The organism is Bacillus sp. URHA0034, assembly GCF_056280405.1.
The window spans coordinates 2,222,694-2,249,214 of the sequence record NZ_JBWCDK010000002.1 but is presented as its reverse complement, the minus strand read 5'-3'; the positions used below and the strand labels follow the sequence as shown (position 1 = coordinate 2,249,214).

Sequence of the window (26,521 nt, the reverse complement as noted above, 5' to 3'; positions counted from 1 at the left end):
TGAACTGAGTATGAACTAAGAGTTCATATTCAGTTCATAAAAGCTTGCTACCATGTTCACAGTGATAGAGGAGGAATGAAAATGGCACATTTACACCAAACGAATTCAGAAAATAGTGAATGGGCCGTTGAAGCACGCGGTCTTATAAAGAATTTTGGGGAGAACCGTGCGGTCAACGGCGTCGATTTGAACGTGAAGGCAGGTACCATCTATGGCATGCTTGGTCCAAATGGGGCTGGTAAAACAACTACGATCAGGATGCTCGCAACCCTGCTGCGGCCCAATGCTGGTTCAGCAAAAATCTTTGGGCATGATGTCGTGAAGGAGGCGCAGATTGTTCGTCAATTGATTGGGGTTACAGGTCAGTATGCTTCTGTCGACGAATCATTAAGTGCAACTGAGAATTTGGTTATATTCTCTAGGCTTCTAGGATTGGGGCGAGCAGAGTCAAAGCGGAAGGCAGAGGAGTTACTCGAGGAATTCGGGTTAACAGAAGCGGCACGGCGTCCATTGAAAAACTTTTCCGGAGGTATGCGGCGTCGTCTCGATTTGGCAGCCAGCCTTATTGCTCAGCCGCCGCTTATCTTTTTAGATGAACCGACTACAGGGCTTGATCCGCGTACCCGGAATCAGATGTGGGAAACCATTCGTCGGTTAGTAAAAACAGGTTCAACCGTCCTGTTGACAACACAGTATTTACAAGAAGCAGATGAATTGGCGGATAGAATTGCGGTAATTGATAGAGGAATCGTTGTAGCGGAGGGTACAGTGGATGAGTTAAAGTCATCAGTTGGCAGCTCTTCCTTGCATCTGGAAATCGAAAATCCCCTGGATATTGGTTCAGCCCGTCATATTGTAGAACGAGTGTTAAATGCAAAGTCAAATGTGTCTTCTGAAGGCGGGAAGATTATTGCACCAATGGCAGATGCCAGTCGGGTCACTGATTTGCTTATCGCTCTCCGTGAGTCTGGAATCCATTTAGCAGAGTTAAGTGTGCAAAAACCAAGCCTTGATGAAGTCTTTTTAACCATAACTGGTCATGGGGTAAGTGAAGACGTAACTAGTGTCCTAAATAAATCGGTGAATGTAGAGGAGATAATACGATGAAAAGTGCTTTATATGCGAATCGGCAACTGAAAAACCATACAAGTTTTCGTCAGTCCGTGCAAAATTCATTTACTATGGCCTATCGAGGCTTGCTGAAGATTAGACGTACACCTGAGCAATTGTTTGACGTTACGCTTCAGCCAATTATTTTCACCCTCATGTTTACCTACATTTTTGGCGGGGCCATCTCAGGAAATGTGGCAAACTATTTGCCGGTTATCATCCCGGGAATTCTCGTTCAAACTGTAATAACAACCTCCGTTGTTACGGGAGTCCAATTGCGGGAGGATATGGATAAGGGGGTATTCGACCGTTTCAAGTCCCTTCCGATTGCACGTATTGCTCCATTAGCGGGAGCACTTTTAGCAGATACAATCCGATATACCATTGCTACCGTGTTAACTTTTACGATGGGTTATATTATGGGCTACCGGCCAGACGGGGGATTCGGGTACGTTGTCTTTGCTGGAGTCCTTGTCATTGCCTGCTCCTGGGCCATCAGCTGGATCTTTGCCTTTTTTGGTGTGATTGCGCGAACGGCTTCAAGTGTACAAGGGATTTCGATGCTTGCGTTGTTCCCACTCACATTTCTCTCTAATGCTTTCGTGCCGGTTGATACTATGCCCGTTTGGCTCCAATGGTTTGTTAAGGTGAACCCACTGTCACATTTAATAACTGCCGTTCGTGAACTTGCTAACAATGGTAACATTGGCTCCGATTTTGTTATTTCCCTCATAGGTGCAGCAGTTATCGTGGCGATTTTTGCACCTATGACAGTCCGTGCCTATATGAGTCGTACGTAAAATTGAATTATTAAATGTTAAGGCCCTTGATTATGGGTCTTATTTAGTTTAGAACCTCTCTTTGATTTCTAACATTGAACCTTATCATAAGTAATTATGTTTTATATCTAGGTAAGTATGTAAACCTTATAAAACATAGAAATGCTAAAAAGGGAATTGGATACGTCCAATTCCCTTAATGTTTACATAAAGTAAATGCAAAAATTAATTTCGAATCAAATAATCGAATGCACCTAGTGCTGCGGTTGCACCTGACCCCATTGAAATAATGATTTGCTTATATGGGCTATTGGTACAGTCCCCTGCCGCAAACACTCCAGGGATACTTGTTGCGCCATGATTATCTACAACAATCTCACCCATGCGTGTACGTTCAAGTGTTCCTTCTAACCAATCCGTATTTGGTACAAGACCAATCTGAACAAATACACCCTGCAATTCAACATGATGTTCTGCTCCAGTTTCACGGTCAATATAAGAAATGCCGTTTACCTTGTCAGTACCAGTAATTTCTTTTGTCTGCGCGTTCTTTATAACCGTTACATTAGGCAGGCTGTAAAGACGGTCTTGCAGGACAGAATCAGCTTTCAATTCTGGCGCAAACTCTAGGACGGTTACATGGTTAACAATACCTGCGAGATCAATGGCTGCTTCAATACCGGAATTACCGCCGCCAATAACAGCTACGTCTTTTCCTGCAAACAATGGACCATCACAGTGTGGGCAGTAGGCTACACCTTTGTTCTTGAATTCTGCCTCGCCAGGAACTCCAATATTACGCCAGCGGGCACCTGTTGAAAGAATGACGGTTTTACTTCTTAAAATAGCACCATTTTCAAGCTCGATTGCAATAAGATCCTTCTTTTCAATACGCTTGGCTCGTTGTAAATTCATGACATCAACATTGTACTCTTTGACATGTTCTTCAAGACTTGCAGCGAGTTTAGGACCTTCTGTATATTTTGTACCAATAAAGTTCTCAATCCCCATCGTATCCATAACCTGACCGCCAAAGCGTTCAGCGACAATACCTGTTCGGATACCTTTGCGTGCAGCATAAATGGCTGCACTTGCACCGGCTGGTCCGCCTCCAACAACAAGCACATCAAATGGTTCCTTATCAGAAAGTTCTGAGGCATCTGAACCGGTGCCCATCTTGGCGAGGATTTCCTCAAGTGTCATACGGCCGCTGCCGAAGGATTCTCCATTTAGGAATACAGTTGGTACAGCCATGATGTCTTTGCTTTCTACCTCTTCTTTAAAAGCGGCACCATCAATCATTGTATGAGTAATGCCAGGGTTTAGCGTACTCATAATATTCAAAGCTTGTACGACATCAGGACAGTTGTGGCAGGTAAGGCTGATGTAGGATTCGAAATGATATTCGCCTTTGATATTTTTAACTTGGTCAATAAGCTTTTGATCAACTTTAGGAGCTCTTCCGCTCACTTGTAATAATGCTAAAACTAAAGAAGTGAATTCGTGTCCAAGAGGTACACCTGCGAAAGTGATCCCAGTGTCTTCGCCGACACGGTTGACACTAAAGCTTGGAGTTCTTTGTAATTCAGTCTTCTCTACTTTAATGTAAGAGGACATATTGGCTAATTCGTCTACTAATGCAAGCATATCGAGGGAAACGTCATCGGATCCTGCGCTAACTTTAAGTAATACGTCACCCTCCATCAATTGAAGATATTGTTCTAACTGTGCTTTTATATCTTTATCCAGTATCATTAATCTCTCACTCCTTAATTTTTTTCTATCAGTCAGTTGATAATTCTGTTAATAATAATAATTCTAATTCAATAATTATTATCATATAAACTTCATTATCAGTCAAGTGAAAAATACCTATAACTTTCGACTTAAAAAGAAGAGGGATTCTGTAAGGTTCAAAATAGTAGTTTTCATTATGTACTAAAAAAGGGAATTGGAAGCTTCCAATTCCCTTAGAATGTTAAACGTACTGCTTAGATTTTACCTACAAGGTCAAGGCTTGGCTTAAGTGTTTCTCCACCTTCTTGCCATTTAGCTGGGCAAACTTCACCTGGATTGTTACGAACGTATTGTGCTGCTTTAATCTTGTTCACGATCGTGCTTGCATCACGGCCAATGCCATCAGCATTGATTTCCATAGCTTGTACTCTACCGTCTGGATCGATGATGAAAGTACCGCGCTGTGCAAGACCTTCTTCTTCATCTAGCACATCAAAGATACGGGAAATCTTTTGATTAGGGTCACCAACCATAATGTATTCAATTTTGCTGATTGCTGGTGAGTGATCATGCCATGCTTTGTGAGTGAAATGAGTATCTGTTGATACAGAGTAAACTTCTACACCAAGATCTTTCAATGTTGCGTATTGGTTTTGAAGGTCTTCTAACTCAGTAGGGCATACGAATGTGAAATCTGCTGGATAAAAGCAAACAACATTCCATTTACCTTTGAAGTTTTGTTCAGAAACAGTGATGAAATCACCATTATGGTAAGCTTGAGCCGTGAATGCTTGTACTTCTTTTCCGATTAATGACATAATCAATTCCTCCTAAAATGGTTTGGATAGTTTTTGTAAACTATAATAATTCTAATTCAATAAGTATTATCATATACAAGCTAATGTATTGTCAAGCGGAATGTATCAACTGTACAGATACTTTGCCCAATAGTAAGTAAATTAATAATCATTTCTCTTTTACCTGTTTTTATTCTCATTTAGGAAGCAAGGGGACGGTTCTTTTGCTTCTTTTTGTGGAAGTGTGCGAGTCCCGAGAAGCAAGGGGACGGTTCTTTTGCTTCCTTCACATTCAGTGGCACAACCCACAATATGAACTAGCTAATAGTTGAGAAATAAGTACCTATATAAAACTTAAAAACTTCCTGACATAGAAAAACGAGCTGATAAATAATATTAGGAATGGTATGATTCATTCTTATTTTTAGAAGGGGAGAGGAAAAATGGGGATTAAGGGAAGTGACAGAACAGACGATTGTTATATAAGGTCCACTTTCGAGTCACTTGTTCAGGCAATTATTCCAGCAACTCCTCTTACTGCAAGAATACAAGAACCTGTTCAATTACCAGGGGCATTGGAATTGAAGGTTTATGGATATGTAATTTGGATTTTGGACCATTCAATTGCTCCTCCCGTAAAAACAAAACTAAACATAAGATCAATGACGAGGTCAACCGCTGAACTGTTGGACCAGGGAGCGATCCAACTAATTAAGACCGGACAGAATGTCTATCCTCTTATTATAAATAGTTTTCATTGTGGAGGTCCGTTCACCAAGTTATCAATGGTTGACCGGTTAAGGTCCCTTACCCTTATTGAAAGCATGGAATTGAATCTTGAAAACTTAAGTCCTCCTTATCAAAATAACCCGACACTTATCCACACTATGATTGATGTACTAAATCAACTCACACTGTTTGGCTTCTATTCAGAATGGACAGGATACGGGACAACAAGTCAGTTTACTCCTGAGTTTAGAAAAGTTGAATACTTTCCACCTGGATGGATCCAGTCTCATTATCCAGGTCCCTCTTTTGCATACCGTGATTTTCGAGGGTTTTTAGCATTTATGCCACATAAAAAGGGGAAGGTCTAATGGGGAATCAGGATGTGATTGTAATTGGAGCAGGGGGTGGAGGAGCTGTTATCGCAAAAGAATTGGGGGAAAAAGGATTAAAGGTATTGGTTCTGGAAGCCGGGCCATGGTACGGTAATAAAAAGTGGCCTCATCCAAATAGAGAACACGGAGATAAATATAGCTCATCACTGGCTGATTTGGATATAAATCTATATAAACAATTATTAAACAAGTATGAAATGAATATGAATGATCTGGTTTCCGGTAGGTTTCGCTGGGGGCCAGCGGATCGAAGCAGGACCCAATGGTTTCGAAATGTGAAACAGAAGGGTATGATTTGGCAATCTGCTGGTGTCGGCGGAACTACTCAAACCTATACAGCCAATTGTCCACGGGCATATCCAATGGCTATAGATCATGTATGGCCCATATCTTATCGTGAACTTATCCCTTATTATGAAAAGGTTGAGGCGGAATTACCAGTGAACTTTGCGCCTGTAACGGCCAAAGAAGAATTATTTTATTATGGTGCTAAGAAGGCAGGATGGCCGATGATTCCTGTACTGGATGTGACAGTCCCTGGATATAGGCCGCAGCCTAATGCCATCTTACCTCCCAATGAAAACATCTCCAATCCCAATATTTCTGATGAACAACTAGCTTGGATGGAAGGATGTACACTTGCTGGACACTGCATCAACGGCTGTCCGCATGGTCCGTCTATGGATAAAATTGCAAAACGCTCAACAAATGTCAGCTATGTTCCGCTTGCCTTACAGACTGGAAATGTGAGAATACGACCCAATGCCTTTGTGGTAAAAATCCTTACAGAAAAGAACGGTTCTAATGGAATACGGGCCATTGGTGTAAAAATAAGGGACACATGGACAGGAGAACAGGAAGAGGTAAGAGCGGAAATCGTCGTAATGGCTTCCGGAAGCATCGAAAGTCCACGCCTTTGGTTAAATTCAGGCTTACCGGACAATCCCTGGGTGGGGAGAGGTTTGGTAAACCATTATATGGACTGGGTATCCGGAGTCTTCGATGAAAAAGATTTGCTTTCTATAGTGGGAAGCCCTGAACTTAATCCCTTTGTGGGACATACATGTGGGGCAAGACTGGATGTTCCAGGGGTGGGAGCGATACAGTCGGTTGGGATGAGTCCAGGATTGACTGCTTCTTTTTATGGGATTAGTGAATCGGGGTATTCTTTTTTACACTCTGCTAAAACAGACGATTTATGGGATATTGAAGGGCGCCTGGTTGGATATGGATTAAAAGAGTGGATGAACTCCTACCGTCAAACTTTAAATATCTTAGTATCTACTGCCGATGATGTGGTTCAGCGGAACGGAGTTACAGTTGATCCTTCCGTTAGTGATGAAAATGGGCCTGTCCCTGTTGTTTTCTATAGGCCCACCCAACCATCTAGAAAAAAGCGCAAAGAGATGGTAAAATTGGCAGCTGATTTGTTACGAAAGGCAGGAGCAAAGAAAGTTATTTGGTCTAATTGGCCCCCAGGCATGATGATTCATATCGAAAGTACAATGAGAATCGGTTACGTGGTCGATGAAAATTGTGAATCATTCCAAGTAAAACGGTTATATGTTGCTGACAACAGCGTCCATTTTAATAGTTTAGGCGGACCGAATCCAACGCTTACAACACAGGCCTTGGCGATACGCACCGCAGATAGGCTTTTTCAAAGGTATTTTAATTAGTATGGTTTAGTTTTCATGTGGGAAGAATACCATCAAAACAAATATATCCAAAGTTTGGTGGGACGTTAGAAATATGAATACATTCGATGTAATTCATGATGCATTTCAACCCTTATGGACGGGGAGAAAAGACCTTTAAACGTGATGGAGGTTTCCAACCTTTGGTTTTTTCTTTTAGGCACGGAAACGTCATTACGTAGTGAAGAAATCCACTACAATCTTTCAGAAGATCCTGAACTAAAACAACTATTAAAGGATATAAGGGAAACTGTGCATATACCAATTAGAGATGAAATTAAAGAGTTTCTAATTAAAGAAGGTATCCCATTGCCGCAAACAACTTCAGAAAAACCAATCGGTGATTTTCCGAATATACCGGAGGGTGCAAAATTAAATGATGAAGAAAGAGCAAATTTAATGTCCTATAATCTTGCTTCGGGTGTGACGTTTGCTCCCAGAGGACTCTCGGAGTCAATTCGTGCGGATGTTGGTTTAATTTTTTCCAAAATTATTTTAAAGAAAACTATGGCTGGCTTAACAGTAAAAGATTATTTGGATCGTCATAAGTGGCTCAGAGTACCGCCTTATTATAAAGCGCAGGAAGCAAGGGGACGGTTCTCTTGCTTCTTTTTTTATGGAGGAAAGAATGATAGGTTTATTTTCCGCAAACAATCACTAATTTTTACATGATTAATCGTTTAATTTTTTGTGTTTTTAATGTAAGCGATTTCTGTTAGGGTGAAAAAGAAGGTATCCTGCCGAATTTAATTGGTAGAAAAATAGTTTAATATCTCAAGAAGGGTTCATCAAACCTGAATCTAAATGGATAGCTTCATCGAAATATATATAACGGAGGGGAAAAAGTGAGTATACAAACAATTGGTGTTCCTTTAAAAGGATTTGCTGAATTTAGCAGGAAAGCCGCCGCTGAAGGAGCAGTTTTATTAAAAAATGATCGGCAGACTCTTCCAATTAGAAAAGGCGAAACGGTTTCTATTTTTGGCAGAACGCAAATTAACTATTACAGAAGCGGCACTGGCTCAGGTGGAAGTGTAAATGTTGAATATACCACTAATCTGTTAGATAGCCTTAGAAGCAAGAAGCAGATCAATGTAAATGAAGAATTGGCAGTTATATATGAAAAATGGATAGAAGATAATCCGTTTGATAACGGCGGAGGCGGCTGGGCAGCCGAGCCATGGCATCAACAGGAGATGCCATTAACAGATGACATTGTTTTAGAAGCAAGAAACCAATCCGACAAGGCGATTATTGTGATTGGACGGACAGCTGGAGAGGATCAGGATAATGCAGCCGAACCGGGCAGCTACTTATTGACAGATAATGAAAAAGCAATGATTAAGCTTGTCACCACGTATTTTGAACAGACGGTAGTTGTCCTCAATGTATCCAACATTATTGATATGAGCTGGATCAATGAGTGTTACCAAAATCCAATTACCAGTGTGATTTACACATGGCAGGGAGGCATGGAGGGAGGAAATGCTGCCGCCGATGTGATGGTTGGTGATGTGAACCCAAGCGGCAAATTAACCGATACGATTGCTTATTCGATTGATGACTATCCATCTTCAAGTAACCACGGAAGTGAGCGGGGGAACTGTTATCAGGAAGATATTTATGTAGGATACCGCTATTTTGAAACTTTTTGCCCCCAAAAGGTTCAATTTGAATTTGGCTATGGTTTGTCCTATACCAATTTTAAAATAGAGTCGAAAGAAGCAAAAGTGGTAACAAAAAATAGAGAGCAATATTTTGAAATTGAAGTGAAAGTGACAAATACTGGAGCGGTTTTTGCAGGGAGAGAAGTTATCCAGGTTTATTATGAAGCGCCGCAGGGGGAATTAGGGAAACCTGCAAGAGTTTTAGGAGCGTTTGCGAAAACGGGTTTGCTGCAGCCTGGAGAAACAGAAACCTTGACCATTAGTTTTCACGTTCGCCGTATGGCCTCCTACGATGATGGCGGGGTTACAGGTCATCGCTCTGCCTATGTATTAGAAACTGGATTATACAATATTTACGTCGGAAACAGTGTGCGTAATGCCGTAAAAATCGGTGTTGACGGAAAAAACGGTTATTTGGTAGAAAGCCTTCAAGTCATCGAACAATTGGAAGAGGTATTGGCACCGACGGAAGATTTTACAAGGATGAAACCTGGCCTTCGAAATGAAGATGGAACCTATGAATTAACGTATATTCCTGTGCCTAAACAAATGATTTCCCTAGCAGAACGTATTGAAAAGCATCTTCCGGCATCCATTGAGCAAACTGGTGATTGTGGATTTACCTTAAAGGATGTATATGATGAAAAAGTAAGTATGGAAACCTTTATTGCCCAGCTAACGGATGAAGACCTGGCTGGGATTGCTCGCGGCGAAGGAATGGGCAGCCCGCTCGTTACCCCTGGAACGGCTTCAGCTTTTGGGGGTGTAAGTGATCATTTGTATAAACTTGGAATTCCAATTGGCTGTACAGCAGACGGCCCATCAGGAATTCGGATGGACAGCGGGCATAAGGCTACGCAAGTTCCAATCGGTACACTGCTTGCGGCCACTTGGGATACCAAACTGGTTGAGGACCTTTATGAACTGGAGGGGCAAGAATTAGTAAGCAACAACATTGATATGCTGCTTGGGCCGGGAATGAATATTCGGCGCAGTCCATTAAATGGTCGTAACTTTGAATACTTTTCAGAAGACCCACTGATTACAGGTGCTTTTGCCATCTCAACGATACGAGGAATCAGGAGAGGCGGATCCAATGCCACCCTGAAACATTTTGCCTGCAATAGTCAGGAAAAAGAACGGCACAATGTGAATGCGATCGTCTCTGAACGGGCCCTTCGGGAAATTTATTTAAAAGGGTTTGAAGTGGCCGTGAAAGAGGGCGGCGCCCAAGGAATCATGACCTCCTATAATCCAATCAATGGGCATTGGTCCGCATCGAATTATGATTTAACAACTACTGTCCTCCGTAAGGAATGGGGCTTCACAGGAATTGTTATGACAGATTGGTGGGCCAAAATGAATGATTGTATTAATGGAGGAGCTTCAGATACGAAAAATACAGGCTTTATGGCTAGGGCCCAAAATGATTTATATATGGTGGTTCCAAATTATGGGGCGGAAATGAATGCTTCGGGCGATAATACCCTGGAATCTTTAGAAAATGGTTCTCTTACACTTGGGGAGTTACAGCGCAATGCCATAAATATTTGCCGATTCTTAATGCAGGCACCAGTTTTCTTCAGAAAACAGAAGAGTGGGGAAGAGGTTATTCAGTTTAAAGGAAATTCTGCTCTTAGCTCGGAGGAAGCACATAGTTTGTCACAGGATGCCAAAGTGAATCCTAGTGTTGAAGCATCTACGATGATAAATGTAGAAGCTGCCGGCATATATCGTATTTTTGTAAGGACTATGTCAAAGAATAATCAATTATCCCAAAATGCCTGCAATGTTACCTTAAACGGTCAATTCCTGACAACGATTCAAACGAATGGAACAGATGGCAAATGGGTTACTCAAAGGCTGGTGAAAATTGAGCTGGAAGAAGGATTATACGAGTTAAAACTTGATTTTATCAAGCCGGGACTCCAAGTTGAGTGGATTGAATTTAAGCAAATTTAAGGACATATTATAAAAAATGTTTTACTCACAATAGCACTAAATGCTTTAACAAAAATTATAACCATTTTAGAGATGCTCTCCCTTAGGTAGACGACAGATGAAAAAATAAAAATCTGTTTAGCCTTAGGGGGAGCATTTTTAGAATTCAGGGAAAAAGAGCTCAGTGCAGATTATTTCTTTCCTCTCTTTACTTGATGAGGGTCAGTTCATTTAGGGCGGTTGCCTTAATTTTAAAAAAATTGTCAGAATTTTGAATGTAAACGCTTAAAAATTGTATTATAATAGTTTTATAGTCTCTTTTTGGAAATAGAGAGACTAAGTATGGATGCTTTCTTGGGAATATAGATTAAATAAAAAGGTATTGGATGGTATGCGTGCAAAACAAATTTTTTATGAAGTTCATATCAAATATTAACGACCTTAGTATCCGAAAAAAGCTAGTCTTTTCTTTTCTTATAGTTGTTTTTATTCCCATCATGATTACAGGTTATTATTTAACACACCAATTACGGCAAATCTCCATTAAAGATGCGATGAATAAAAGCATGGATGATAATAAAAGGATTGCTAAACAGGTTAATGCGATTTTGCAAGTTCCTATTAATATATCAAGTCAATTACTACTTGACAACCAATTAGAGAAATTCGCCAATACAAAATATATAAATAACTCCCAATATGTTGAGGCATTTCAGCAATATAAGCGTTTCGACGAATACATGGATTTATATGATTTTGTATCCAACTTACGCTTTTATATGAATAACCCAACGATGATCGATAATTGGAGAGTCATCCAACCGGATAAAAGTGAGGAAAAGAAGGTATGGTATAAGGAAGCTGTCAAACATCGCGGTTATATTGGTTGGTATTTCACTGAAGATTTCACAAAAAATAATCGAAAATATTTAACATTGGTAAGAAGAATTGACTTCCTGCATGACAACAGCTATGGACTGCTGGTTTTAGATCTTGATCGTTCTTATTTTGATTCGATTCTTGATGAGTATACTTCCCCCACTTTAATTATTAACGGAAGAGATATTATTGCTTCTAGCAAAAAAGGCTTAATAGAGCACGATATCACCCAACTTCCTTTAAAATTACTAAAGAATAATGGAACATTTGATATAATGTTACAAAATCATTCCTATAAAATGGTAATAACCAGTATAAAGCCTGAATCAAGTTACAATAATTTCAAAATTGTAACGATGGTTCCTGTTAAAAGTATTACTGCAAATGCCAATAAAACGAGCATGCTTGCACTTACTCTCATTTTGATTAGTAGTATGATTGCGATTATCTTAATCTACTTTTTTTCAAAATTCTTGTCCAATCGGATTTCTCGTTTAAGTACCCAAATAAACGAGATAACGAAAGGGAATCTTGATACAAAATTAAATTTGGCGGGTAATGATGAAATTGGCAAGCTAGCGCATCAATTCAATTTTATGATCGATAATATTAAGAAATTAATGAGTGATATTAAAGAAGCTGAGATTCTGAAAAATTTGCAGGTTATCAGAGAAAAAGAAATAAAGTTTAAAATGCTGGCCAGTCAAATTAACCCTCACTTTTTATATAATGTTTTAGAATCAATAAGAATGAAAGCGCTAATTAATGGCGACAAAGAGACAAGTCATATAGTAAAACAACTTGGATACCTAATGCGCAGAAATTTAGAGGTTAGCAGCTCGGACGTACCGTTAACGAGTGAATTTGAAATGGTTCAAAGTTATTTAGAAATCCAGAAGTTTCGTTTTGGAAGTCGCTTATCATATGATATCTTTATCGACTCCTTATCTAAACCTATCAACATCCCACCACTTTCGGTTCAGCCATTAGTAGAAAATGCACTGATTCATGGATTACGAAATAAAGAAAAAGATGGTTTTGTTTCTTTGAAAGCAAGAATGATAGATCATGAATTACTTATTGAGGTTGTCGATAATGGACAGGGAATTAGTCAAGATAAGCTAAAAGAGATTAAAGAAAGATTAAATGATATAAATGATAATGATGGAAGACATATCGGATTGAGTAATGTTCACCAAAGGCTTCGGCTCGCATACGGAGAAAGTTATGGCTTAAAGGTAGAATCAGAGCCAAACTTCGGGACAAGAGTATACTTCACTATACCTTTAGGGGGAATTAAGAGTGCATAATGTGTTAATTGTCGACGATGAGCCAATGATTCGTGAAGGCTTACAACTAATTATTCCTTGGGAGGAATATGGGTTTCACATTATTGATACTGCCTCAAGTGGTACTGAAGGATTAAAAAAGTATAACCAATATCAAGGGAAAATTGATGTGATGGTAGTAGATATTCAAATGCCGGGAATGGATGGTCTCAGATTAATCGAAGAAATAAGAAAAACGAATCAACACCTGCACTTTATTATACTCAGTGGATTCACTGAATTTAGTTATGCGAAAAGAGCAATATCCTGGGGAGTCGAAGATTATATTCTTAAACCAATAAATGAGGATGAACTGGTTTGCAGTTTAGAAAAAATAAAAATAGTCCTCGATAAGGAAAAACAAAATCAATCGTTTTTGGAAAAAAATATTCCGGCTCGCAAAGAACAACTGATTTCAATTTTATTAACCAAAAATGATACATTTAATGATGACACTATTCTACTTGAAGCGAAGAACCTAGACTTAATATGGGATTCCTATCAACTTCTGCTGCTTCAGGAATTACAACAAGGCGTTTTTTCGAAAAAAGAAACAGAGTTAAAAGAGTTCTTAAAAAACTACTTTGGTGAAAACAACAGAGGAGTTCCATTTATTTTTACATCAACAATTTATATTCTGTTGAATAAACAAATAACAAAAAATAAAAATTTAAAATTTTTGTACCTCGAATTAATGGGGATTTTAAAACCTTATGGGGATTTTTGCATTATTGCAGGTTCAGAAGTCAAGCAGCTATCTGAGATAAAAAATTCATATGAAACAGCCCAGGAATTGCTTAATAGGAAATTTTTCTACTCTGAGAATACACCCATCTGTCCTGAGACATCCATTAACCCAAAGTTATCTTTTCTTCAGGACGCAAATAAATTTTTAAAAAATGAGAATGAACTGATTGATAAGCTTATTTATGGATTAAAAATGGGCAACAAGGAAGTAGTTTTAAAAATTATTCAACAAGACTTTCTTTCTTGCATTGAGGATAAAGAATCTGGAAATGCGATTAAAAAGAAGTATATTCATTTGGTTTCCTCTGCTGTAACAAAGTTAATCAGTGCCGATTCAAGCCTATCATGGCTAGAGGAAGAATATCCGAACCTGGTTGAGCAAATTTATCATTCCGCAAGCTTTAATCAACTAGAAGCCGGCATCATCGATTTCTTTTCTTTGATTTTAAAAGAGATGAAAATCGATACAAAGGAAGTGCAAATAGAAAAATTATTTGCATTCATTCATGAAAACTATCAAAAAAATATAAAGTTGGAAATTCTTGCGGAGATATTTAATTACAGCAGTCCCTATTTGGGAAAATTAATTAAAAATACAACTGGTGAATCCTTTAACACCTATCTTGATAAAGTGAGAATTCAAAAAGCAAAAGAGCTCCTAAAGAAAAATATAAAAGTATATCAGGTTGCAGAACTTGTTGGATACACGAATGTAGATTACTTTTTTAGCAAATTTAAAAAATATGTTGGTGTTTCTCCTTCAGCCTTTAAAAAAGAAACAGATAAAGAATTGGCTTAATAAAGCTTTCCTGACTCTATAATAAAAAAAGCTGTCTAATCAACTAAGTTTAAGTTGGTTAGGCAGCTTTTTTATAAATCTATCAACTATTATTCTTTTTTATTGAAGCAGATCCATCTAGTTTGGATAAAAAGCTTAATTATTATATGATTTTAGGTCCAATTCTTCCTGTATTTTTTAAATCCTCTTTATACTAAAATTTAGTTGAAAGCGCTAACAGTTCTTAGGAGAGGGATTTTAAATAAAACGATGGAGGTGAATGATGTTTAGTTAGCGCTGACGCAAGTTACAGAAGAAAATAAGGGAGGGTTTTTTTTGAGGTACATAAGTAAGGTAGTATTATGTGCTCTGATGCTGTTTTCTTTATCATTCCCGGCCAAAAGCTTTGCTGCAGTAGAAACACCGCAGCCAAAGTATGACATTCAATCATATGCCAATGCGATGCAGCCTGGATGGAACTTGGGAAATTCATTTGATGGATTCGATACAGGGAAAGATGTATTCGATGAGACAGCTTGGGGGAACCCAAGAGTAACGAAGGAATTAATTGATAAAATTGCACAGCAAGGCTTTAAAAGTATCCGTATCCCTATTACTTTCGCAACCAGATTGGATCAAGATAATAAGATTAATCCAGAATTCCTTGACCGAGTGCAAACTGTGGTAGATTGGTCACTTGATGCAGGATTGAAAGTCATGATCAACGTTCATCACGATTCATGGAACTGGATTGCCAATATGCCATATGTTCATGATAACACTGTCGCTAAATATAATGCGATTTGGACACAACTGGCTGACCGCTTCAAAGATTATCCTCTTGATTTAATGTTTGAAAGCCAAAACGAACCGCAATTCTATACAGGTGACACCACTCAAAATATCCAGTATTTAAATGAGCTTAATGCTTCTTTCTATCATATCGTAAGAAATACCGGCGGGAATAATGACATCCGTCCGCTTGTTTTGCCTACGTTAAATACAGGCTCTGAGCCGGAAAAAGTGAATGCGCTTTATGATTTCATTACCGGATTACATGATCCATATATTATTGCTACGGTACACTACTATGGTTTTTGGCCATTTAGCGTGAACATTGCCGGTTATTCAAGTTTTGAAAAAGATACCATGAACGATATCGTAACAACGTTTGACCGAGTTCACGATAAATTTGTTGCTAACGGCATACCAGTCGTTATTGGTGAATATGGTTTGCTTGGGTTTGACCAAAATACCGGTACAATTGAACAAGGTGAAAAATTAAAATACTTCGAGTTTATGATTCATTATGCGCAGGAAAAAGGGTTAGTTCATATGCTTTGGGACAATGGACAACACATTAATCGTACCTCATACGAGTGGAACGATCCTCAGCTTTATGACATGATGAAAGCAAGCTGGAGCGGCCGCTCTGCGACAGCTGATACTGATTTTATTTACTTGAAGCAGGGTGAAAAACTCAAGGATGTCACGAAAAGGCTTGATTTAAAAGGAAATCATTTTGTTTCCCTTCAACTTGATGGAAAAGACTTAAAGGCTGGTAAAGACTATAAATTAAAGGGTGAAGATTTAACGATTAGAGCAAGCCTGCTTTCTAACTTAAATTCCAAAAAACTAGGAAGAGTGGCTGTATTAACAGCTCATTTTGACAGTGGTGCAAATTGGTATTTCAATGTTTATAAGTATGACACACCGGTATTTGCGGATGCGCAAGGAACTACAAGTAATTTTACGATTCCACTTCAGTTTAACGGAACACAATTACGGACAATGGAAGCGAAATACACAGATGACGGCAGCAATGCTGGTCCGCAAAATTGGACATCCTATAAGGAATTTGGCTATGCTTTTTCACCATCCTATGAAACTAATACGGTAACATTCCCATATGGACTAGACCGCTTCTTTAAGGATGTTGCCGATGGACGTGAAGTGGAATTAACATTCCATTTCTGGAGCGGGGAAGCGATCACTTATAAAGTTACCAAGGCCGGGGATCAGGTTGTAGGTATAGCTTTAAAAAAGTAAACTCTTGTGACAGTACCACGAAGAGGATATAAACAATACCGCAAAACTCCAGTTCCTAATTTAGAAAACAAAAATAAGAAATTAAGTAAGTGTGCCAGGTACCCATCATGAAATAGGGTACCTGGTTTTTCTATATTAATTTAGTTTTAAACGAACGTTTGATTGAATTTATAAGAGATTAGTATTCTCTACTTTTTCTAAATTCGTTGTCAATGCTCTAACCGTACCATACACATTATGAGTTTTCTCTACTTAATAAATGATTTTTAAAAGACATGTTTAAAATCATTAAAAACTATATGAAAAGTGTCTAAATTTTTCAGGTTTTTATAGTTTACCGAATCCATTACTATAATTACATAGACTTAAAGGAGGCAGAGGAATGAAAGCGCAACCATTAGAAGTTTCAAATCCAATAGTTGTGAAAACAAAAAAATCATTATGGGCCCAGATTCTAAATAAAAAGTATTTAATTTTAATGTCCTTTCCTTTTGTTATTTGGGTTTTTGTCTTTTCCTATATTCCGATCTGGGGATGGACAATGGCATTCCAGAATTATAAGCCTGGGTTGTCGTTTTCACAGCAAGAATGGGTTGGCTTGCAAAACTTTAAACAATTATTTCTTGATCATGACTTTTACCTAGTGATGAGAAATACTCTTGCAATGAGTATCATGGGGTTGGTTGTTGGTTTTATTTGCCCGATTGTTCTAGCAGTTCTTTTACACGAGTTAAAAAATCAAGTTTTCAAACGAACAGTTCAGACAATTTCCTATTTACCCCACTTTGTTTCATGGGTAGTTGTATCCGGAATTGTAATACAAATGCTATCTACAGACGATGGAATTGTGAACCAGATTCTCGTAAACCTGCATATTATCCATAAGCCAATTCAATTTATGTCAAAGGAAAATTGGTTCTGGGAAATTGTCACAGCCGCGGATGTCTGGAAAGAGGTTGGTTGGAATACCATCATCTATCTTGCTGCTATAGCTGGAATTGATCCACAACTGTACGAAGCAGCTAAAGTAGATGGTGCATCGAGATTTCGCCAAATTTGGCATATCACATTACCTGGAATTCGGACCACCATTACGATTCTATTAATTCTATCAATTGGTAACTTAATTAATATCGGATTTGAAAAGCAAATGCTGCTGGGAAATCCACTTGTTCAAAGTCACTCCAATGTTATTCAACTTTACGCATTAAACTACGGTATTAGTTTAGGCAGATTTTCGTATGGTACAGCGGTTGGTATTTTCAACTCGGTTGTTAGTATTATTTTATTGTTTACATCCAATGCGATTTTCAAAAAAACAACTGGCGAAAGTGTAATGTAAAGGGGGGATTACCATGGCGAAGAAGAGAAAATCCTTACCTACCAGTACCTCTGATCGAATTTTTGATACCTGTAATATTGTTTTCATGCTTATTGTAGTTGTTGTCATGCTATACCCGTTTTTAAACGTGCTGGCGATTTCTTTTAATCTATCACAGGATACTGTTAAGGGCGGTATTACGATTTGGCCCCGTGCCTTCACATTAGATAATTATAAAAAGATATTAGAATACGACACATTGCTAATCGGTTTAAAGAATTCAGTTTTAAGAACGGTGATTGGGACTGCTTTGGGAGTCTTTTGCGACTCAATGATAGCGTATACACTAAGCAGAAAAGATTATCGTGCCAGAAAATTCATTTCTACCTTTTTTGCCCTAACACTATATTTCTCTGGCGGGCTTGTACCAGGTTATATGCTAATTCGTGATCTTCATTTAATGAATACATTTTTAGTGTATGTCATACCTGGGATGGTTAGTGTATTTAACATATTTATCATCCGCTCATTTATTGATGGATTACCAATCTCACTGCAAGAATCAGCAAAACTTGATGGGGCAAATGATTTTGTCATTTATTGGCGTATCATCTTGCCGCTTTGTAAACCAGTTCTTGCAACGATTGCTCTTTTTATCGCAGTTGGCCAATGGAATTCGTGGTTTGATACGTACCTTTATAACTCGTTGAGCCCCAATTTAACTACCTTGCAATTTGAGTTAGTGAAAATTATGCAAAACACGAACTCCACCACTAATGTGAACGCGCAAACTGCAGAAAAACTAGCTAATATGGTAACACCGGAATCAATAAAGATGGCAGTTACAATTTTTGTTACGGTACCTGTACTACTTATTTATCCATTTTTGCAAAAGTATTTCATGCAGGGGATGACACTTGGTGCTGTTAAGGATTGAGTAAGGCCAGATTTTCTGAAACCGTTTTATAAAAAAGGGAGGTTCAATCCATGAAAGTCAAAGGAAAAGTGTTAGGTTTAGCTACTGCCGCAATGATGTTACTCGGCACAACTGCTTGTAGCAGCGATACAAGCTCCAGTGCTACAAAAGAAAAAACAAGTACTGGTCCAATTACTCTATCTTATTTTAGTGCAGACCCTAATCCGACCTGGAACAATATGCAGGATGAGGTAGGGAAGGAACTTACGAAAAAAACCGGTGTTACGTTAAAAGCATCTTTCCAAGTAGGAAACGATGATAAAGTGGGCTTAATCGCTGCCAGCGGCCAATATCCTGATTTAATTAGCCCCAAAGGCTCTGCTGCCAAAATGGTGGATGCAGGTGCGATGATTGACCTAAAACCATTAATCGAAAAATATGCTCCACATATCAAAAAAATGATTGGCGACAACTGGGGACGTTTAAGGTATAGCAATGATGATCCAAAAGTTTATTTCATTCCAACTTATGATTCTGTTGGACAAACATATTTTGATGCCGGCGGCGGTATGGAGCTTCAACATGCAGCTGTTAAGGAGGGGGGTTATCCAGAAATCAAGACGCTGCAGGATTATGAAAACGTTATAACTTCCTACGTGAAAAAGCATCCAACAGTCGATGGAAAACCAACAATTGGTATGTCTTTGATCGGCAGTGACTGGCATTTCCTTATTACTGTAACCAATCCTGCCTTTGGTGCCGCTGGCAAACCGGATGATGGCGAATATTATATTGATCCAAAAACATATAAAGCCACTTTCCATTCTAGACTTCCGGAAGAAAAAGAATACTTCAAATGGTTGAATCACATGAATGCGATTGGTTTGTTAGATCCTCAAAGCTTTGTGCAAACATATGACCAATACCAGGCAAAAATTGCTTCCGGACGCGTTGTCGGTCTAGCTGACCAATCATGGGATTATGGCAGTGCTGAAAACACCTTAAAAGGTGCAGGTAAAGATGATTTAACATATGGACACTATCCGGTAGTAATAAATGACCAGTATAAACGTGCTGATTTCCAAGATATTGGTTTTTCAGGCGGCTGGGGAGTTGGTATCACAACAAGCTGCAAGGATCCTGTTCGTGCTATCAAGTTCCTTGATTTCTTAGCATCAGATGAAGGTCAAATCCTAAATAACTGGGGTATTGAGGGTAAAGAATATAAAGTTGAAAATGAGAAACGTGTAATCCCAGCAGATGTTCAAACTGAAAAAACAAAGAACAATGCTGAGTTTACCAAGAAAACCGGTATTGGCATGTATAACATCTCTATGAGATTCGGTGATGGTGTTAAAGATACAACCGGAAATTATTATACGACGAACTTCCCAGAAAACGTTGTTGAAAACTATTCTGCTTCTACAAAGGATGTATTAGCACACTATAACGCTAAAACTTGGAAGGATTTATTCCCTGATAAAGATCAATTCCCTGTTAAAGCATGGGGTGCGGCTTGGAGCATTAATGCATCCAGCAATACTGAATATGGTGCGATTTTCCAAAAGTCTGAAGACACTGCAAAAGCCTATATTTCAAAAGCAATCCTTGCAAAACCTGAGGACTTTGACAAAGCTTGGGATGCTTATTTGAAAGCACTTGATCAAATTGGCGTTAAGAAAATGGAAGATGAATATACCAAACTGGTTAAAGCTCGTATTCAATTATGGAGCGGCAAATAATCTAAAATGACAAGAGGGAAAAAAGGACCTGGCAAAATTATTCGGTCCTTTTTTCCACTAAGTAGAATATGTAGCAAGAGGGGTGGGAGAAAGATGAAGCTAAATGGGAATGTATATAAATATTGTGATTGGATCATGAAATTCGGCTATGTAAATTTATTATGGATGTTGTTCACATTGACAGGACTCATCATTTTTGGATTTATGCCGGCGACTATTTCTTTATTTACCATCACACGGGCCTGGATTAGAGGAAATACAGATATACCGATTTGGTCCACCTTTTTGAAAGTATACAAGTCCGAGTTTGTTAAGTCGAATAAAGTGGGACTTGTCTATTTACTTGGAGGTTATGTTTTGTTTATTGATGAAAGATTTTTAGTTCTATCACCAGGCAGTCTTAATATTGTACTGGTTATGTTGCTGCTGATCGTAGCGGTGTTATATCTAATTTCCTTTATGTACTTCTTTCCGACCTACGTACATTTTAAATTAAATCCACTTGCTTATATAAGGTATTCCATCATGATGGGATTGTCACAATTTCCTTATACTATCATCATGGTTGCCGGAGTATGGTTCACTTATATCCTCTTGCGTTATCTTCCTGGTGTCTTTCTTTTTTTTGGCAGCAGTATCCTAAGTTATATCGTCATGTGGTCTGCCAATAAAGCTTTCGAGAAAGTCCAGGTAAAGGCTATGAATCTTCAAAAATTAAACACATTATAAATGAAAGAGGCGAAGATGGATGAATAAAACATTGCTATTTAAAGATGAAACCCAGCCTTTTGAGGATCGATTAAATAATTTAATAGAAGAGCTGACTTTAGATGAGAAAATCAGCCTGCTATCTACTTCGGGAAGTGCCATCCCCCGCCTTGGAATTGAAGAATATCATATAGGCGGAGAAGCGGCGCACGGAGTAGTGGACCGCTCGGGCGGGAAAACAACGGTATTCCCACAACCCATTGGTCTGTCTAGTACCTGGAATAAAGAATTGCTGAGAAGAATCGGAGATGCTATTGGAGATGAAGCCCGTGTATTTTACCAGCTCAATGATCGAAATCATGGTTTAACTTTATGGGCACCTACCATTGATATGGAAAGGGATCCGCGCTGGGGAAGGACAGAGGAAGCTTACGGTGAAGACCCATACTTAACCGGCAAACTATCAACGGAATTAATTCGCGGCATGCGGGGGGATCACCCATTTTACCTGAAAATGGTAGCAGCACCGAAACACTTTTACGGAAATAACAATGAATATGGCCGTGGGCATCTTTCAAACAGTATCGATCCTAGAAATCGAAACGAGTATTATTTGAAGGCATTTGAACCGGCATTCAAAGAAGGCAATGCGCTGTCATTAATGACAGCTTATAACGGAGTGAACGGCATTCCATGTATGCAGATTCATGAAATTAGGAATGTCCTGAAAGATGAATGGGGCATGGATGGTTATGTTGTCAGTGATGGCGGGGCACTTACACTTAACGTAACAGAATACCATTATTATGATACACCTGCCGAAGCACTGGCGGATGCGTTGAAAAAAGGAATTGATTGTTTTGTAGATGACAAGGAGCTAGTGGAAAAGTCGGCTTATGAAGCATTGGAAAACAATTGGATATCAGAGTCCGATATTACGACAGCAATCAGAAATATGTTAAGTGTAAGATTCCGCCTTGGCCACTTTGACCAGGATGTGTCATTGAATCCATATCATGAAATCCCAGTTGAAAAAATGTGCAGCGCAGAACATGATCAGCTTGCATTTGAAGCCACAAAGGAATCCATCGTGTTGTTAAAAAACGATCATGTTTTACCTCTCGATGAAAAGAAGATTCATAAAATTGCTGTTATCGGACCTAACGCGGACGAGGCTTACAAGGATTGGTATACAGGCTATGCACCGCACCTGGTGACGCCATTACAAGGAATCATCAATAGATTAAAAGATAAAGAGGTTATATTCGTAAAAGGGAATGACGAAATTGCGTTAAAGTCTATTAGGGAAAATGCTTATTTAACTGTTAATGATGAAAATAGAGTAGTCGCAGGCAGTTCTACTATAGGGAAAAGCGAAGTCTTTGAATTAGAAGAATGGGGCTGGGACAGTAATGTCCTAAAGAGTGTGGCCCAGCAAAAATATATCAGAAAAGCGGAAAAGGGAGCTTATTTTTCAGCTGATAAAAATGAAGTATTTGATTGGTTTATTCGAGAGAAGGTCACCCTCAGCCAATTAAATCATGGCAGTCACTATCATTTATCAGCATGGGAAGGTGAATCATTAGCCGTTTCTGGAACAAAAGAACTCATTGCTTCTTCAACAGCCGAGGAATTCGAGAAAGTAGTTATTTCATCAGGGATTGAACGGGCAGTGGAAGCAGCAGGGCAATCTGATGCAGCCATTGTTGTTGTTGGAAATCATCCGATGCTTAATGGACGTGAAACAGAAGACCGTCCAGATATCGTGTTGCCAGAACACCAAGAAAAACTGATTCAGGAAGTGTTTAAAGCGAATCCAAATACGATTGTTGTCATCGTCGGAAGCTACCCATTTGCCGTTAACTGGGCAAATGATCATATCCCAGCCATTCTATACACCTCACATGGTTCACAAAGGCTCGGTGATGGAATTGCCTCTATTCTTTTCGGAGACGCGGCACCATCTGGAAGATTAAGTATGACTTGGTATAAGGATGTTTCGCAGCTTCCATCCATCTTTGATTATGACATCATTAAAGGCAAGCGAACTTACATGTATACAGAGGGGGAAGTGCTTTACCCGTTTGGACATGGTTTAAGCTATGCACATTTTAATTATTCAGGTCTGGAAGTAGAAACAGATACACTATTCCAAGATCACGCTAGCACTGTGTCGTTTAAAATTGAAAATAACAGTGAGATAGAAGCTAGTGAAGTCGTTCAGTTGTATGCAACAATAAAGGGTTCTTCAGTAAAACGTCCATTGAAGCAATTAGTTGATTTTGAAAAAATCACACTGAAACCTGGTGAAACAAGAAAGCTTTTCTTAACGGTGGAATCAAAGCAGCTTTCTTTTTGGGATGTCAGCCAGGAAAGAAATTGTTTGGAAAATGGACAATGCATTCTGTCAGTTGGAAGCTCCAGCCAAGATATTCGATTAAGCACTGAAATAAGTATTGATGGTGAAACAGTACCACCAAGAAATTTAACTCGAGAAACAAAAGCGGAAAACTATGATGACTATGAAAACGTGTTCCTCAATAAAGGGGATCACAACTGGAACTGTGTCACCAATAAATCAAATGGTTGGATTTGCTTTAAAAATGTTGATTTAGGGGCAGGCAGCCGGCAGCTTGAGATACATGCAGCAACTGATGGCGGTGCAGGAACAATCGCCGTTGTGCTAGATGAGGTAAACGGTAAGAGCCTTGCCAATCTCAGCGTTAATTCCATGTATCCATTTGAATGGCGGGATGTTGAAGCACAATTTGAAGAGGTAAAAGGGATTCACGATGTCTATGTAAAATTTGAAGGCCCTGTTTCTTTAAATAGTCTAAAAATCGTTTAAGGAGATTCTATGATAAATATTGCTCAAAATGTTCCATTAAGAGGTGCAGTAAATCGCTCATATGCAAAGACTTGGGAAAATGCAATGGTAAGTGGAAATGGGAGCCAAGGAGTTATGGTCTTTGGCGATCCCTCCGATGAAACAATCATTGGCACGCATTGCCGATTATACCTTCCACAGGGTAACAATGATACATTGCCCAAGATGGCACCCTATCTGCCAACGGTAAGAAAGATGATTCAAAAGGAAGGTTATCAAAAGGCGATTGAATTTTTTTATGAAAAAAGCATGGAGTTAGGCTATGGCGGCCTTCAAATGAGCGACCCTTCTCATCCGGGCTTTCACTTGCATATCCAATCCCCATTAAAGGAGATTAGTGATTACTATAGAATGGAGAATTTTGAAACAGGTGAAATCGTGGTCAGCTTTGTTGATGAACAGAATATTCATCACGAGCGAAAAACGTTTGTCTCGCGTTATGATAATATGATTGTCCATTCAATTACAAACAGTGAGAACACTGTGTCCTGCCTGCTTAAAGTGGAGGATTACGGGCAGCCGCTGATTGATCATCATCGTGATATACAGAAGAATTTTATCTTTTTAAATAATCTCTATCTAAAAGGCGCTGGAAAAGGCTATATGGTAGGAATTCGTATCATTGCCCCAAATGGAAATGTAAAAGCGGCAGAGGGAGGCATTCATGTAGAACATGCGGAAAGTGTATCGTTATTAATGAAAATCGTTCCTATTCGTCACGAATTGGAAATAAGCAGTGATGACATTAGAAACGATTTAAACAAGGTTGACTATTCTTACCAAGAGCTTTTACAAAGGCATACGGCCATCCATACCGAAATCTTTAATCGCGTATCATTAAATCTGGTAGAGGATCGAGATCGAATGCGTTCCATAGAAGATTTAGTACAGGAAGCAAAGGAAACGGATACGATTCCTCCGGCATTGCTTGAAAAAATGTATGATGCAGGACGTTACGTTTTCATTTGCAGTTCTGGTGAACTGTCCCCCAACCTGCAAGGGATATGGGCAGGGAATTTTCATCCTGCCTGGAGCGGTGATTATACGTTTGATACCAATGTCCAGTTATCAATTGCATCCGCCCTTTCATGTAATATGATGGAAGGCCTGCACGGCTTCTTCCGAATGGTAAAAGAATTCTTGCCGGGATTTCGCGAAAATGCAGCCAGCTATTACGGCTGCAGGGGAATCATTGCCTCCTGCCATTCAAGCACCACAGGAAGGCACTTCCATTGGAACGAAGAATGGCCGCTCATTTTATGGACATGCGGAGCAGGCTGGCTTGGTCACTGGTTTTATCAATATTATCAATATAGCGGAGATAAAAAGTTTCTTTTGGAAGAAACCATTCCTTATTTAAGAGAATGTGCCTTATTCTACGAAGATTTCTTAATTGAAGATTCCAACGGTACTTACCGATTTACACCTTCTTATTCAGCGGAAAATGGCTGCGGCGATAATGCGACTCAGGATATAGCGGTTGCAAAAGAGGTTTTGACCAATTTGATGGCAGCCCATAAGGAGCTGGGGTTGGAATCAGATGAAATAAGCAAATGGGAAACGATGCTTTCCAAACTGCCATCCTACTTAATTAATAAAGAAGGAGCGATTCAGGAATGGTCAATCCCAGGAAAAGAGGAAAATTATAATCATCGGCATTTTTCACATTTATATCCGATTTTTCAAAGTAATGAATTTTCCAGCAGTAGCAATCCAGTGTTATGGAATGCCTCTAAAATTGCTTTGGAAAAACGGTTGGAGGCCTGGCTCAGGAACAAAGAGGGAGATACGTCCTCTACACATGGCAGAATGCATGCCGCCCTATGTGCAACCAAATTCGGGATGAGCCAATTAGTCTATGAGATTTTGCAAATGATGATAGTCAATGATTCGATGTATCCAACGATGGTTACTTCCCATTACAACAATCAGAATGTCTTTAATGTAGATGGGAATGGGGCAATCCCGCAAATTATCAATGAAATGCTTATTTATAGTAACAATCATAGTGAGATAACACTATTGGGGGCATTACCTGAACAGTTTTCGAAGGGAACAGTCAAGGGGCTTCTATTGCCAAGGCAATTGCTGGTAAAAGAGTTAAAGTGGGATACAGAGAAGAAGGAAATTATTTTAGAAATTGAATCGGCTATTAAGCAGCAAGTTACAATTCAATCTCCGTTATTCCTAAATCTTAACATTAAACATGATCGGAATTGTAAAGCAGTAAATCTATTAGACTCCATTTGCATTGAATTAGAGCCGAAAGAAGCTGCATATCTGTTATTGACGATTTAAATGAGGTGATGACCACATG

General features: G+C 39.0%; 17 protein-coding genes. 15 read left to right on the top strand and 2 right to left on the bottom strand.

The genetic code is table 11. From position 1 onward, the window contains the following. Positions 1-81 precede the first annotated feature (81 nt). Both ACZ9EE_RS12750 and ACZ9EE_RS12745 read left to right on the top strand, forming a co-directional pair. Complete coding sequence (locus ACZ9EE_RS12750; RefSeq protein WP_476027620.1) at positions 82-1,107, top strand: ATP-binding cassette domain-containing protein; 1,026 nt, start codon at positions 82-84, stop codon at positions 1,105-1,107. Then, positions 1,104-1,910: an ABC transporter permease gene (locus tag ACZ9EE_RS12745; protein WP_476027618.1), complete on the top strand. Its 807-nt coding sequence runs from the start codon at positions 1,104-1,106 to the stop codon at positions 1,908-1,910. Before ACZ9EE_RS12750 ends, ACZ9EE_RS12745 begins: the two co-directional genes overlap by 4 nt. Before the next feature lie 204 nt (positions 1,911-2,114). On the opposite strand, the gene ahpF is transcribed toward ACZ9EE_RS12745, so the two are convergent. After that, the gene (gene ahpF, locus ACZ9EE_RS12740; protein WP_476027616.1) at positions 2,115-3,644 is read right to left on the bottom strand and encodes an alkyl hydroperoxide reductase subunit F; all 1,530 of its coding nucleotides are present in this window, start codon (positions 3,642-3,644) and stop codon (positions 2,115-2,117) included. Between the two features lie 236 nt (positions 3,645-3,880). Then, entirely contained in the window at positions 3,881-4,444 is a 564-nt protein-coding gene (gene ahpC, locus ACZ9EE_RS12735; RefSeq protein ID WP_476027614.1) for an alkyl hydroperoxide reductase subunit C, read from the bottom strand. Positions 4,445-4,866: 422 nt separating this feature from the next. On the opposite strand from ahpC, the gene ACZ9EE_RS12730 reads away from it, so the two are divergent. The 13 genes from ACZ9EE_RS12730 (at position 4,867) to ACZ9EE_RS12670 (ending at position 26,502) form a co-directional block, all read left to right on the top strand. Further along, positions 4,867-5,520, top strand: coding sequence for a hypothetical protein (locus tag ACZ9EE_RS12730; protein ID WP_476027612.1), 654 nt, complete (start codon positions 4,867-4,869; stop codon positions 5,518-5,520). Continuing rightward, entirely contained in the window at positions 5,520-7,223 is a 1,704-nt protein-coding gene (locus ACZ9EE_RS12725; RefSeq protein WP_476027610.1) for a GMC family oxidoreductase N-terminal domain-containing protein, read from the top strand. Before ACZ9EE_RS12730 ends, ACZ9EE_RS12725 begins: the two co-directional genes overlap by 1 nt. 114 nt (positions 7,224-7,337) lie before the next feature. Continuing rightward, positions 7,338-7,913 (top strand): DUF3231 family protein, encoded by a 576-nt coding sequence (locus ACZ9EE_RS12720; protein WP_476027608.1) that lies wholly within the window; start codon positions 7,338-7,340, stop codon positions 7,911-7,913. A 173-nt stretch (positions 7,914-8,086) separates the two neighbouring features. Then, entirely contained in the window at positions 8,087-10,870 is a 2,784-nt protein-coding gene (locus ACZ9EE_RS12715; RefSeq protein ID WP_476027606.1) for a glycoside hydrolase family 3 C-terminal domain-containing protein, read from the top strand. Between the two features lie 392 nt (positions 10,871-11,262). Then, positions 11,263-13,038 (top strand): sensor histidine kinase, encoded by a 1,776-nt coding sequence (locus ACZ9EE_RS12710; RefSeq protein ID WP_476027604.1) that lies wholly within the window; start codon positions 11,263-11,265, stop codon positions 13,036-13,038. Continuing rightward, the gene (locus ACZ9EE_RS12705; protein WP_476027601.1) at positions 13,031-14,602 is read left to right on the top strand and encodes a response regulator transcription factor; all 1,572 of its coding nucleotides are present in this window, start codon (positions 13,031-13,033) and stop codon (positions 14,600-14,602) included. The genes ACZ9EE_RS12710 and ACZ9EE_RS12705 overlap by 8 nt, the downstream gene beginning before the upstream one ends. A gap of 315 nt (positions 14,603-14,917) precedes the next feature. After that, positions 14,918-16,630 (top strand): cellulase family glycosylhydrolase, encoded by a 1,713-nt coding sequence (locus tag ACZ9EE_RS12700; RefSeq protein WP_476027599.1) that lies wholly within the window; start codon positions 14,918-14,920, stop codon positions 16,628-16,630. A gap of 382 nt (positions 16,631-17,012) precedes the next feature. Next, positions 17,013-17,972, top strand: a complete 960-nt coding sequence (locus ACZ9EE_RS12695; protein WP_476027597.1) for an ABC transporter permease — start codon at positions 17,013-17,015, stop codon at positions 17,970-17,972. Positions 17,973-17,985: 13 nt separating this feature from the next. Next, entirely contained in the window at positions 17,986-18,888 is a 903-nt protein-coding gene (locus ACZ9EE_RS12690; RefSeq protein ID WP_476027595.1) for a carbohydrate ABC transporter permease, read from the top strand. A gap of 50 nt (positions 18,889-18,938) precedes the next feature. After that, a complete protein-coding gene (locus ACZ9EE_RS12685; RefSeq protein WP_476027593.1) occupies positions 18,939-20,609 on the top strand; it encodes an ABC transporter substrate-binding protein in 1,671 nt (556 codons plus the stop codon). A gap of 93 nt (positions 20,610-20,702) precedes the next feature. Beyond that, positions 20,703-21,338, top strand: a complete 636-nt coding sequence (locus tag ACZ9EE_RS12680; protein ID WP_476027591.1) for a YesL family protein — start codon at positions 20,703-20,705, stop codon at positions 21,336-21,338. A 19-nt stretch (positions 21,339-21,357) separates the two neighbouring features. After that, positions 21,358-24,165: a glycoside hydrolase family 3 C-terminal domain-containing protein gene (locus ACZ9EE_RS12675; protein WP_476027589.1), complete on the top strand. Its 2,808-nt coding sequence runs from the start codon at positions 21,358-21,360 to the stop codon at positions 24,163-24,165. A 9-nt stretch (positions 24,166-24,174) separates the two neighbouring features. Next, on the top strand, positions 24,175-26,502 hold the full coding sequence (locus ACZ9EE_RS12670) for a glycosyl hydrolase family 95 catalytic domain-containing protein (protein ID WP_476027587.1): 2,328 nt from the start codon (positions 24,175-24,177) through the stop codon (positions 26,500-26,502). Positions 26,503-26,521: the final 19 nt, after the last annotated feature.

Excerpts from the sequence above, each read along its gene's own strand:
- ACZ9EE_RS12675 (WP_476027589.1), top strand. The coding sequence starts at position 21,358 with ATGAATAAAACATTGCTATTTAAAGATGAAACCCAGCCTTTTGAGGAT.
- ACZ9EE_RS12750 (WP_476027620.1), top strand. The coding sequence starts at position 82 with ATGGCACATTTACACCAAACGAATTCAGAAAATAGTGAATGGGCCGTT.
- ACZ9EE_RS12745 (WP_476027618.1), top strand. The coding sequence starts at position 1,104 with ATGAAAAGTGCTTTATATGCGAATCGGCAACTGAAAAACCATACAAGT.
- ACZ9EE_RS12725 (WP_476027610.1), top strand. The coding sequence starts at position 5,520 with ATGGGGAATCAGGATGTGATTGTAATTGGAGCAGGGGGTGGAGGAGCT.
- ACZ9EE_RS12690 (WP_476027595.1), top strand. The coding sequence starts at position 17,986 with ATGGCGAAGAAGAGAAAATCCTTACCTACCAGTACCTCTGATCGAATT.
- ACZ9EE_RS12680 (WP_476027591.1), top strand. The coding sequence starts at position 20,703 with ATGAAGCTAAATGGGAATGTATATAAATATTGTGATTGGATCATGAAA.
- ACZ9EE_RS12695 (WP_476027597.1), top strand. The coding sequence starts at position 17,013 with ATGAAAGCGCAACCATTAGAAGTTTCAAATCCAATAGTTGTGAAAACA.
- ACZ9EE_RS12670 (WP_476027587.1), top strand. The coding sequence starts at position 24,175 with ATGATAAATATTGCTCAAAATGTTCCATTAAGAGGTGCAGTAAATCGC.
- ahpC (WP_476027614.1), bottom strand. The coding sequence starts at position 4,444 with ATGTCATTAATCGGAAAAGAAGTACAAGCATTCACGGCTCAAGCTTAC.
- ACZ9EE_RS12730 (WP_476027612.1), top strand. The coding sequence starts at position 4,867 with ATGGGGATTAAGGGAAGTGACAGAACAGACGATTGTTATATAAGGTCC.
- ACZ9EE_RS12720 (WP_476027608.1), top strand. The coding sequence starts at position 7,338 with ATGGACGGGGAGAAAAGACCTTTAAACGTGATGGAGGTTTCCAACCTT.
- ACZ9EE_RS12685 (WP_476027593.1), top strand. The coding sequence starts at position 18,939 with ATGAAAGTCAAAGGAAAAGTGTTAGGTTTAGCTACTGCCGCAATGATG.
- ACZ9EE_RS12710 (WP_476027604.1), top strand. The coding sequence starts at position 11,263 with ATGAAGTTCATATCAAATATTAACGACCTTAGTATCCGAAAAAAGCTA.
- ahpF (WP_476027616.1), bottom strand. The coding sequence starts at position 3,644 with ATGATACTGGATAAAGATATAAAAGCACAGTTAGAACAATATCTTCAA.